Genomic DNA, 11,328 nt, shown 5'->3' on the forward strand with positions numbered 1-11,328 from the left:
CAGCACCTCGCCAATCGTTGCGAGATCGAATGTAAATGATTCGCATGGCGTAGTGCAACCCCCAATCGATGAAAAAATGATCAGGGTCATCTCTGGAAGGTGCTTTACTTGGGCAACACCACGGTGCGCGTGCCGGAAACGATATCGGGCCAGCTGCGACGCTCGGCATCGAACAGCACCCATAGGTAGCCGAGCCCGAACGCGGCGCACGACAGCCACGCCACGACGTAGCGCACCAGGCTCTGTCCCAGCGAGATGGGCCGGCCATCCTCGGTCTGTACGCGCAGTCGCCATGCCTGCATGCCCAGGGTCATGCCACCGCGCCGCCAACAGAAGGCGAAGAAGCCGAAACCACTGGCAAGCAGCAGCAGTTGCAGTGTCCCGCGCTGCAGCCAGCCGGTGCCGACCGCCTCGGCCTGCAGCCCGAAGCCGAAGCGCACGACCATCACGTGTGCCACCGTCACCAGCAACCAGATCGCCGCCACCAGAAAGGCATCGTAGAGCATGGCCCCCAGCCGCCGGCCCAGGCCCGCGGGCCAGACGTCGTCGAGATGGTCGAAGCGTCGCGGCATATCCTTTGTCTCCCGTATTACCCGCTGCGCCGTAATAGGTACAGCCCCAGCACGACGCACAGCAGGGTCGGCCCCAGCACCGCCCAGATCGGTGAAAACCCCCAGACCGTGGAGGCCGGTGCCAGCAGATCCTGCAGGTACTTGAACACCAACCCGGTCACCACGCCATAGAACACCCGCGTGCCCGCCGCCACGGTGCGCAACGGCCCGAACACGAAGGAGGCGGCCACCAGCACCAGCGATGCCATGGTCAGCGGCATCAGTAGCTTCTGCCAGAAGTAGAGCAGCGGCTGGGTGGCTTCCAGATTCTGGCTGCGCAAGTAACTGGCATAGGCCCACAGTTCACTGGGCGCCTGGCTTTCCACCTCCCGCAGCAGGCGATTGAGCTGGGCAGGAGTCAGTTGCGTTTGCCAGGCCAGGCTGTCATGACGCTCGACTTCGGTACGCTCAGCGTGGAAATGCGTGATGGCTACGTTCTCGAGCCGCCAGGCGCCGTCATGCCAGATCGCCCGCTGGGCCACCATGGCATCCTGCAGGGTGTGCCCGTCGAAACGATAGCGCGTCAGATCGAGCACGGTGTCGTCGGCACGAATGGCACCGAAACGATAGATGCTGTCGCCTTCTCGCTGCCAGCCACCCTGCTGGGTCAGCACGGCCCCCTCCCCCTGCAGTTTCTCGAGGCGCCAGGCACTGGCGAACTGCTCGGTACGTGGGCTCACGTACTCGGCGACCAGCAGCAGCACGACCACCACCACCAGCACCGGTTTCATGACGCCCCACAGGATGCGGGCCAACGAACGGCCGGCAGCCCGCATCACGGTGAGTTCGTTGCTCGACGCCATGCTACCCAGACCGATCAACGCGCCGATCAGCACGCCCACTGGCGCATATTGGTAGAAACGCCAGGGCAGGCGCATCAAGAGGTACTGAAGCACCTGGAAGGCGCCATAGTCGCCAGCCACGTCTTCCAGATCGTTGATGTAGGTAATGACGAGGTCGAGCCCCAGCAGCACGACCTGCACCACGATGATGGCCCCCAACACGTTGCGGGCGATGTAGCGGTCGAGGCGGTCGGCGATCATCCCGCCATCCCCCGGCGCTGGGCATGCGCCATCAAACCGAGACCGAGCAGCAAAAAGGCGCCATGTATGGGCCACATGCCCACCGCCACCGACAGCGAGCCACGCCCGATGGCATCCAGCGCTGCGAGCAACAGGCTCAGGTAGCAGACGTGCAGGAATACCGCCGGCAACAGCTTGGCGAAGCGCCCCTGACGGGGGTTGACTCGCGACAGCGGCATCGCCAGCAGCGTCAGAACGAACACCATCACGGGCAGCGACAGCCGCCACTGCAGCTGCGCCTGGGCACGCGTATCGTCATCGTCGAGCAACGCCGCCGTGGAGGCATACTCGGGGGAAGCCAGCTCGGCGCCCTCGCCGGCCCGCGAGAGACGCACCGCATAAGTGGCGAACTCGAGGCGCTCGGCCTCGTGACGACCCGGCTCGACGCTGTAGCGCTCACCGTTCTCCAGCACCAGGAACCGACTCCCGGTGTCCTCGTCCACGGTCTGGTAGCCGCTGGCAGCACGCGTCACGGCGCTCTCCGGCGTGCCGTCACGGCGCCGCTGGCGCTCGCTGATGAAGACTTCCTGCATGTGGCTGCGATCGTCATCGAAACTTTCGGTATAGGCGGTGCGCCCGCCACCGAAGTCCTGAAACCGGCCCGGCGCCAGCGACGTGAAATCCAGGCGGCTGCGTTGCTCTTCCAGCAATTGCTCGTTGTGCAGGGCGCCGGCCGGGGTCAGCCACAGGCTGCACAATCCCACCAGCACGGCCACCACGCAGGCCGGCACCAGGCTCACCTGAAGCAGGCGCATGGGGCTGGTTCCGCAGGCCACCAGCACGGTGATCTCGCTGTTGAGATAGAGCTGGCCATAGGCGAGCAGAATGCCCAGGAAGAAGGCGAGCGGCAGAATCAGCTCGAGAAAGCCCGGCAGGTGGAAAAGCATCAGGGTGCCGAGAATGCTGACGGGAATCTCGCCTTCGGCGGCATTCGAGAAGTAGCGGATGAAGCGACTGCCCATGATCACCAGCAACAGCACGCCGGCCACCGCCGCCATGGTCAGCAGGATCTCACGGGTCAGATAACGAAAGACGATCATGCAGCGCTTTTATGCATTGGAGCCATGCCTTGGGTACACTGGGGTGATTCGGCACGGGCCTAGGGCCGTGCCGGCATTATCCAGAATCCCCCTTCGCTTGTCTTGTGGAGTCACCATGGAATTCCCCGTTCAGACGGCCAATCCTGCCAAGGTCGAGACGGCCTGCCTGGTATTACCGGTGTTCACCGACGGCGAGCTGCTGCCCGCTGCCGCCAAGCTCGACGACGCCAGTGAGCGACTCATCGGGCAGTTGATCGAGCGCGGCGATTTCGAGGCCAAGTTGGGTAACGTGCAGTTGATTCCCTTCGCTCCCGGCCTGGGTGCCGACCGCCTGTTGCTGGTGGGGCTGGGTAGCCGCGACAAGTGCCAGGAAGGTGCCTTCCGCAAGGCACTGGATGCCGCCTTCGGCTCGCTGGCGAAACTCGCCGTGGACGATGCCGCGGTGGCCTTCACCGATGTGCCGATCGGCGAGCGCGGCTGCGACTGGAAGGCCCGCATGGTCGCCGAAGCCGCACACCGCGCCGTCTACCGCTTCACCGAATTCAAGACCGAACCGGAGGCCCCGCCGCGTCTGGCCCGCGTGACCCTGCTGGTCAGCGAAGGCGGCGACAGCCAGGCTGCCAAGCAGGGTGCCCAAGTGGGCGACGCCATCGGCAAAGGAGTCAGCCTGACCCGCACCCTGGGCAACCTGCCGGGCAACGTTTGCACGCCCCGCTACCTGGCCGAGCGAGCCGAGCAGCTGGGCGAAGAGTCCGACGGGGCACTCTCGGTGGAAGTGCTCGACGAAGAGGCGCTGGAGCGCCTGGGCGCCCACAGCCTGCTCGCCGTGGGGCGTGGCAGCGCCGAGCCCTCACGACTGATCGTGATGCGCTACCAGGGCGCCGAGAGTGCTGACGAGGCGCCCCACGTGCTGGTCGGCAAGGGCATCACCTTCGATACCGGCGGTATCTCGCTCAAGCCCGGCGAGGCGATGGACGAGATGAAGTTCGACATGTGCGGTGCCGCCAGCGTGTTCGGCACCGTTCGGAGCGTGCTGGCACTCCGGCCCAAGCTCAATCTGGTGGCCATCGTCGCCGCCGCCGAGAACATGCCCGACGGCCGTGCCACCAAGCCCGGCGACATCATCAAGACACTCAAGGGGCTCTCCGTGGAGGTGCTCAACACCGATGCCGAAGGCCGCCTGGTGCTGTGCGACGCCCTGACCTACGCCGAGCGTTTCGAGCCCGCCAGCGTGGTTGACATCGCCACTCTCACCGGCGCCGCCATCATCGCCTTGGGCCACCATGCCACGGGGCTGCTCGCCAACGACGACGACCTGGCACTGGACCTGCTCGACGCCGGCGAGACGGCCTGGGACCGCGCCTGGCATCTGCCACTGTGGGACGAATACCAGGAGCAGCTCGATTCCAACTTCGCCGACTTGGCCAACATCGGCGGCCGTCCGGCGGGCACCATCACCGCCGGCTGCTTCCTGTCGCGCTTCGCGGACAAGTTCCCCTGGGCACACCTCGACATCGCCGGCACCGCCTGGCACTCGGGCAAGCAGAAGGGCGCCACCGGCCGACCGGTAGGGCTGCTCACCCAGTATCTGCTGGACCGCGAGGAGGAGTCGCGCAGCGTGGAGAACGGCAACGAGCTGTGACCCGCATCGACTTCTACATCCTGCCCGACACGACGCTGGAGGCGCGTCTCGGCTTCGCCTGCCGGCTGGCCGAGACCATCCACGGCAAGGGCTACCGGCTGCACCTGCACGCCGAGGACGACGCCATGGCGGCCGACCTCGACGAGCGGCTGTGGACCTTCCGGCCCGATGCCTACCTGCCCCACGCCCGGCTGGGCAGCGACATGGCCGACAGCGTGGCGGTGACCATCGGCCACGCGGGCCCGCCCGAACCTCACCCCGAGGCCCGCACCGCCATGCTCAACCTGGCCCCGGACATCCCGGAGTGGTTCTCGCGCTTCGAGCGAGTCGCCGAGATCATCAACCAGCATCAGCAGGTGCTCACCGCCAAGCGCGCCTGCTGGCAGACCTACAAGCAGCGCGGCTATCCGGTGAAGGCGCATCAACTGCGCGGTTGATGCCGTCAAAGCAAGGGGCGCCGGGGGCAGGCCGGAGAGGAGGTCCGATGCCAGGGATGGTATCGGTAGCGCCCAGGGATGGGTTCACAGCGCCTCCTCGAAGGGCTGCCCCCGGATCAGCCCCGATGGCGAAGCTGCCCCGACGCCTCTCTCTTCAGACATCAGTAGCCTTGTCTCCACATTCCACGCCCATGACGCCGACCGTCGCAACGGGCTATAATCGAACCCATTTTTCACACCCCGCACCGTGCCGCCGCCCATGGGCGGCGCGCGCCGTGCCTCGTTGCCACCCTTTTACTTCGACCCGGAACGCCCATGGACAAGACCTACCAACCCGAGCAGATCGAATCCCGCTGGTACGAGCGCTGGGAAGCCGACGGCCGCTTCGTCCCGTCCGGCGAGGGTAAGCCTTTCTCGATCATGATCCCGCCGCCCAACGTCACCGGCAGCCTGCACATGGGTCATGCGTTCCAGGACACCATCATGGACACCCTGATCCGCTGGAAACGCATGCAGGGCCACAACACCCTGTGGCAGGTGGGCACCGACCACGCCGGCATCGCCACCCAGATGCTGGTGGAGCGCAAGGTCGCCGCCGAAGAGGGCAAGAGCCGCCACGACCTGGGCCGCGAGGCCTTCATCGACAAGGTGTGGGAGTGGAAGCACGAATCCGGCGGCCACATCACCCGCCAACTGCGCCGCATGGGGGCCAGCGTCGACTGGAGCCGCGAGCGCTTCACCATGGACGACGGCTTCTACAAAGCGGTGCAGGAAGTCTTCGTGCGCCTCTACAGCGAAGGGCTGATCTATCGTGGCAAGCGCCTGGTCAACTGGGACCCCACCCTGCACACGGCCATCTCCGACCTCGAGGTGGAGAACCGCGACCAGCAAGGGCAGTTCTGGCACTTCCGCTACCCGCTCGCCGACGGCGTCAAGACCGATGCGGGTCTCGACCACCTGGTGGTCGCCACCACCCGCCCCGAGACCCTGCTCGGCGACACCGGCGTGGCGGTCAACCCGGAAGACCCGCGTTACGCCTCGCTGGTGGGCAAGTTCGTCGAGCTGCCGCTGGTGGGTCGCCGGATTCCCATCGTCGCCGACGAGCACGCCGACATGGAGAAGGGCTCCGGGTGCGTGAAGATCACCCCCGCCCACGACTTCAACGACTACGAAGTGGGCCGCCGTCAGAACCTCCCGCTGATCAACGTCTTCACCCAGGACGCGGCGATTCTGCCCCGGGCCGAGGCCTTCGACTTTCAGGGTCGGCCGCTGCCCGACATCGACACCACCCTGCCCGAAGCCTACGCTGGCCTCGACCGGTTCGAAGCGCGTAAGCGCATCGTCGCCGACATGGAGGCCGCCGGGCTACTCGAGCAGGTGGAAACGGTCAGCAACACCCTGCCCTACGGCGACCGCTCCGGTGACGTCATCGAGCCGCTGCTCACCGACCAGTGGTTCGTCGCCGTGGAGAGCCTGGCGAAACCCGCCATCGAGGCCGTCGAGAACGGCGACATCGAGTTCGTGCCCAAGAACTACGAGAACATGTACTTCGCCTGGATGCGCGACCTGCAGGACTGGTGCATCTCGCGCCAGCTGTGGTGGGGCCACCGCATCCCGGCCTGGTACGACATCGACGGCAACGTCTTCGTGGCGCGCAACGAGGTCGAGGCGACTCGCCAGTACCTGCAAGAGTTGGCGGACTTCATCGAGCACGAGCAGGGCGATTTCGACACCGCCATGCGCCTGCGCTCTTTCGACCAGCTGCTCGGTGGCACCCCCGAGCTGACCTCGGATGCGCTGACCACCATGGAGAAGCTCGGCGTGCCCCGCCTCACCCAGGACGATGACGTGCTCGACACCTGGTTCAGCTCGGGGCTGTGGACCTTCGCCACACTCGGCTGGCCCGAACGCGGCGAGGACTTCCGCACCTTCCATCCCTCCAGCGTGCTGGTGACGGGTTTCGACATCATCTTCTTCTGGGTCGCGCGGATGATCATGCTGACGCTGAAGTTCACCGGCGAGGTGCCCTTCAAGCAGGTCTACGTGCATGGCCTGGTGCGCGACGGCCAGGGTCAGAAGATGTCCAAGTCGAAGGGCAACGTGCTCGACCCCATCGACCTGATCGACGGCATCGACCTGGAGAACCTGGTCGAGAAGCGCACCGGCAGCCTCATGCAGCCGCAGAAGGCCAAGGCCATCGCCAAGGCGACCCGCGACGAGTTTCCGGAGGGCATCGAGCCCCACGGCACCGACGCGCTGCGCTTCACCTTCCTCTCCCAGGCCACCACCGGGCGCGACATCAAGTTCGACATGGGCCGCCTGGACGGCTACCGCAACTTCTGCAACAAGCTGTGGAACGCCTCGCGCTACGTGCTGATGAACGCCGAAGGCCAGGACTGCGGGGCCAACGACGACGAGCCCGTGGAGCTGTCGCTGGCCGACCGCTGGATCGTCTCCGAGCTGCAGCGCACCGAGTCGCAGGTGACCCGAGCGATGCAGGAATACCGCTTCGACCAGGCCGCCCAGGCGCTCTACGACTTCCTGTGGAACGAGTACTGCGACTGGTACCTGGAGCTCTCCAAGCCGGTGCTGTGGGACGAGCAGGCGAGCGCTGCGGCCAAGCGCGGCACCCGCCGAACGCTGGTGCGCGTGCTGGAGGCGATCCTGCGTCTCGCCCATCCGATGATGCCCTTCATCACCGAGGAGATCTGGCAGCGCGTGGCGCCGCTCGCCGGCACCGCCACTGGCGACGGCAGCGAGTCGATCATGGTCCAGCCCTGGCCGCAGGCCGAAGACGACAAGCTCGACGAGGCTGCCGGCCGCGACATCGCCTGGCTCAAGGGCGTGATCGTCGCCGTGCGCAACGTGCGTGCCGAAATGAACATCGCTCCGGGCAAGCCGCTGGAAGTGCTGCTCACCAAGGGCAGTGCGAGCGACCGCGAACGCCTCGAGGCCAACCGCCCCTTCCTCGCCAAGCTGGCCAAGCTCGAGAGCGCCGTGTGGCTCGACGACCCCGAGCAGGCACCGCTTTCCGCCACGCAGCTGGTGGGCGACATGGAAGTGCTGGTGCCCATGGCCGGGCTGATCGACAAGGAGGCGGAGCTCGCCCGCCTGGCCAAGGAGATCGACAAGCAGGACAAGCTGATCGGCGCCGTCGAGAAGAAGCTTGGCAACGACAGTTTCGTCGCCAAGGCGCCGGCCGAGGTGGTGGAGAAGGAACGCGGCAAGCTGGCCGATTTCCAAGCCGCCCGCCGCGTGCTCGCCGAACAGCGCGACAAGATCGCTGCGCTCTAACAGTCCCAGCATGACGATACGACGGCCCGCTTCGGCGGGCCGTTTCTGTATGAGACGGATATCACTGGGAGGAAGCCTGGTTTCGCGTCACGAGCGAGAGAGGCAGAGAGGCTGGCCGCAGCCGGAGCGCAGCCACCGGAGGGTAGCCTGCTACATGAGGATGGCGTGGTCCGGCACACCGGCGGTCCGACGCCTCGGCACCGCCGGCGGCCAGGATATCGAGCGCAGTAGTGAACCCAGGTTTTCTCAGTCGGCGCGTCGCCACCCTCCCAGCACCCGCTGGTCGGGGCCGAAGAACACCAGCCGGTCGTGGTCGATCAGGTAGCGGTAGGCGTTCTCCAGCATGTCAGTGACGCGCTGGGCATCGTCGGCCTCGGGACAAGCGCGTCGGGTGGTGGCGAGTTCGGAAAACTCGACGCGCTTGCCTGCGCCGAACTGTACCTGGCCGGTGAGGCGGTTGCAGCCATCGCTGCCGCTCACCCGGCCATCGCCGGAGACGGTGAAGTGGGGCGTCTCGGGCATCGACAGGCGCTCGTCGGTGCCCACCAGCAGCAGATTCCAGCGCGGCCCCACCACGGGGCCGGCCACGTCGTCATCGTCAGCCGGCAGGCGGGCATCGGGAGCCGGCCCGCCCCCACAGGCACCGAGCAGCAGGGTCGTCAGCAACAGCAGGAAAAGCCCCGCCGGTCTCAGCTCGATCATCGTTCGGCTCCTTCCCTCGCTTGGCCCCGGCTTACCAGGTGCCGGTATTCTCCATGGACGCCCACGGCTCCTTCGGCGCCTGGGGTTCGCCCTTCTGCAGCAGCTCCACGGAGATGCCATCGGGGCTTTTCACGAAGGCCATGTGGCCGTCGCGGGGTGGGCGGTTGATGGTCACGCCGTTGTCCTGAAGGTGCTGACACAAGGCGTAGATGTCGTCGACACGGTAGGCCAGGTGGCCGAAATTGCGTCCGCCGGTGTACTCCTCGGGATCCCAGTTCCAGGTCAGCTCCAGCTCCGGTGCCTTGAGCTCGGCGGAACGCGCCTCGTCTTCCGGCGCGGCCAGGAAGACGAGAGTGAAACGCCCCTTCTCGTTCTCCTTGCGACGTACCTCCTTGAGGCCCAGCAGGTCGCAATAGAAGTGCAGCGAGGCATCCAGATCGCTGACGCGCACCATGGTGTGCAGGTACTGCATGGTCGACTCCTTTCTCGGGTCAGGGGGCTCGCCGTTGGCGGTGTCGCTCGGGGCTGATCCGTCGACAGGGCTGCGAGGAGGCGCTGTTAACCCCTCCCTGGGCGCTACATTCGCCCTGTCCCCGGCGCCCCTCACGTCACCTCGCCAACGATGGCCCTTCTCGGCTTGCTTAATGAGTGTACTCGTTGAAGATTTCCGGCTTGCGCTCGTCGCGCTGCCAGCTCAGCACGGCATAGTCGTCTTGGCGCCCGGTCTCCATGCCCGGCGAGCCGTGGGGCATACCCGGCACGGCGAGCCCGGCCACGTCGGGCTTCTCCTCGAGCAGGCGCTCGATGTCGGCCGCCGGCACGTGCCCCTCGATGACATAGCCCTCGACGGTGGCCGTGTGGCAGGAAGCGAGTTCGGGCGTGAGGCCATGCTCGATCTTCACCGCACGCATGTCGTCGGTGTCGTGAACCTCGACGTCGAAGCCGGCGGCTTCCAGGTGCTCGGCCCAGGCGGTGCAGCAACCGCAGTTGGGATCCTTGTGCATCTCCACCAGCGGGCCGGCCCAAACGGTGGTAGCGAACAGCCCGAGCGAAGCGGCAAGCATCGAGCACAGCCGACGAGGCAAGGAACGATGGGTCATGACAAACCTCCAGGTAAAGAATGCGGCCACAGCCGTTGCCTGAATCCTGACAAGAGTCGCGTCGCTTGCCAATAGCCGATTGCCGGCATGCTATCCTCAGCGGTGGCCGACCACCGCCAGCTTAGGCGTTGTCTGAAAAGTCGGCGAGCGAAGGCCAGGCAAGGCAAAAATCGGTGAGAAGGCGGACTGGGCTCGCACGCGAGTTTACGCGCTGTAAATGAGTACTTTGATCGGACTCGCGCACGAGCCGATTTTTAACGCCGTATGGTCGAGCGCAGCCAGTTTTCGGACAAAGCCTTGTGTCTCTCCGGGCTTGTTGATTAGCTACCAGCAGGCCTTGGCATCAGGGTGAGCATCCACAAAGCCTGAGGCGTTATAGCCTGGGACCTAGATTATGCCCCCTGATGCCCTCTATCTCGATAGCTTGAATGGTATCCAAGCCCCTCCTGACCTGGAGTGAGGCTGCACGAACAAGGAAAGGCGACGAGAGCATGGCAGTGATCGGTATCGACGTCAGCAAGCAGAAGATCGACTGCGCCTGGCTGCGCGATGTGGCGACCGGCAAGGTCAAGACCCGGGTGTTCCCCAATCGTCGGCAGGTCTTTCCCCGCTTGCTTGAATGGCTCGAACACCAGACGGGAGAGCCACAGGATCAGTTGCATGTGTTGATGGAAGCCACCGGTATCTATCACGAAACGCTCGCGTATTGGCTGCATGCTGCTGGCATTCAGGTATATGTCCTCAACCCGGCACAGGTGCGCGATTTCTCCCGCAGCCTGGGGGTACGTGGCAAAACGGATAAGAAGGACAGTGTGGTGCTGGCCCAGTATGGCGCGACGCAACGTCCCAAAGCCTGGCAGCCAGAGCCCGAGGAAGTGCGCAAGCTCAAGGCGCTGGCAGCGAGACTCGATGCCCTGGACAAGGACATTCAGCGTGAGCGAAACCGGCGCGAGAAAGCCGAGTTCGCCATGGCAACCGATATCCTCCGCTCGATCGATGACATCCTGATGGCATTGACGCGTGAGCGGGATCGTCTCCAGCAGGAGGTCGATGACCACCTCGATCAGCACCCTGGCTTGAAGCAGGATCGCGCCTTGCTGCAAACGATTCCCAGCGTTGGCCCTGCGGTATCTCTACGACTGTTGGCGATGCTGCGTAGCCGCGTTTTCGAAAGCGCCCGCCAGGCCGCGGCGTTTGCGGGACTCGTGCCCATCAGTTGGGAATCGGGTAGCTCCGTACGGGGACGTCCCCGCTTGTCGAAAGCCGGCAATCCGAAACTGCGTCAGAGCCTGTACATGGCAGCCGTCGTCGGGCTGAGGCGAAATCCGGATATCTCGGCGCTATACCAGCGGCTTATAACAAACGGCAAGAGCAAAATGGCGGCCTTGGGGGCGGCGATGCGGAAGCTGATCCACATCGC

The 11,328-nt window shown here is 65.4% G+C and carries 10 protein-coding genes; 4 read left to right on the top strand and 6 right to left on the bottom strand.

Annotated features, from left to right (window positions below; genetic code table 11):
* Positions 1-104: 104 nt before the first annotated feature.
* Genes BLP96_RS14905 through lptF form a run of 3 tightly spaced genes read right to left on the bottom strand, consistent with a single transcriptional unit; the run spans position 105 to position 2,733 of the window.
* Entirely contained in the window at positions 105-572 is a 468-nt protein-coding gene (locus BLP96_RS14905; RefSeq protein WP_089687584.1) for an RDD family protein, read from the bottom strand.
* A 17-nt stretch (positions 573-589) separates the two neighbouring features.
* Positions 590-1,654, bottom strand: coding sequence for an LPS export ABC transporter permease LptG (gene lptG / locus BLP96_RS14910; RefSeq protein ID WP_089687587.1), 1,065 nt, complete (start codon positions 1,652-1,654; stop codon positions 590-592).
* Complete coding sequence (gene lptF, locus BLP96_RS14915; RefSeq protein WP_089687590.1) at positions 1,651-2,733, bottom strand: LPS export ABC transporter permease LptF; 1,083 nt, start codon at positions 2,731-2,733, stop codon at positions 1,651-1,653. Before lptF ends, lptG begins: the two co-directional genes overlap by 4 nt.
* Before the next feature lie 115 nt (positions 2,734-2,848).
* Here lptF and BLP96_RS14920 point away from each other — a divergent pair, with 115 nt between their 5' ends.
* The 3 genes from BLP96_RS14920 (at position 2,849) to BLP96_RS14930 (ending at position 8,106) form a co-directional block, all read left to right on the top strand.
* Entirely contained in the window at positions 2,849-4,375 is a 1,527-nt protein-coding gene (locus BLP96_RS14920) for a leucyl aminopeptidase (RefSeq protein ID WP_089687593.1), read from the top strand.
* Positions 4,372-4,812: a DNA polymerase III subunit chi gene (locus tag BLP96_RS14925; RefSeq protein ID WP_089687596.1), complete on the top strand. Its 441-nt coding sequence runs from the start codon at positions 4,372-4,374 to the stop codon at positions 4,810-4,812. The genes BLP96_RS14920 and BLP96_RS14925 overlap by 4 nt, the downstream gene beginning before the upstream one ends.
* Before the next feature lie 315 nt (positions 4,813-5,127).
* Entirely contained in the window at positions 5,128-8,106 is a 2,979-nt protein-coding gene (locus BLP96_RS14930) for a valine--tRNA ligase (protein WP_089687600.1), read from the top strand.
* A 246-nt stretch (positions 8,107-8,352) separates the two neighbouring features.
* Here BLP96_RS14930 and BLP96_RS14935 read toward each other — a convergent pair whose 3' ends face one another.
* From BLP96_RS14935 to BLP96_RS14945, 3 genes are all read right to left on the bottom strand, one after another.
* On the bottom strand, positions 8,353-8,808 hold the full coding sequence (locus BLP96_RS14935; protein ID WP_089687603.1) for an META domain-containing protein: 456 nt from the start codon (positions 8,806-8,808) through the stop codon (positions 8,353-8,355).
* A 31-nt stretch (positions 8,809-8,839) separates the two neighbouring features.
* Complete coding sequence (locus BLP96_RS14940; RefSeq protein WP_089687606.1) at positions 8,840-9,280, bottom strand: VOC family protein; 441 nt, start codon at positions 9,278-9,280, stop codon at positions 8,840-8,842.
* Positions 9,281-9,449: 169 nt separating this feature from the next.
* Complete coding sequence (locus BLP96_RS14945; protein ID WP_089687609.1) at positions 9,450-9,908, bottom strand: DUF411 domain-containing protein; 459 nt, start codon at positions 9,906-9,908, stop codon at positions 9,450-9,452.
* Positions 9,909-10,399: 491 nt separating this feature from the next.
* Here BLP96_RS14945 and BLP96_RS14950 point away from each other — a divergent pair.
* A partial coding sequence (locus tag BLP96_RS14950) for an IS110 family RNA-guided transposase (RefSeq protein ID WP_089687612.1) occupies positions 10,400-11,328 on the top strand: 929 nt, incomplete at its 3' end.

Source organism: Billgrantia gudaonensis, assembly GCF_900100195.1.
Classification (GTDB): domain Bacteria; phylum Pseudomonadota; class Gammaproteobacteria; order Pseudomonadales; family Halomonadaceae; genus Halomonas; species Halomonas gudaonensis.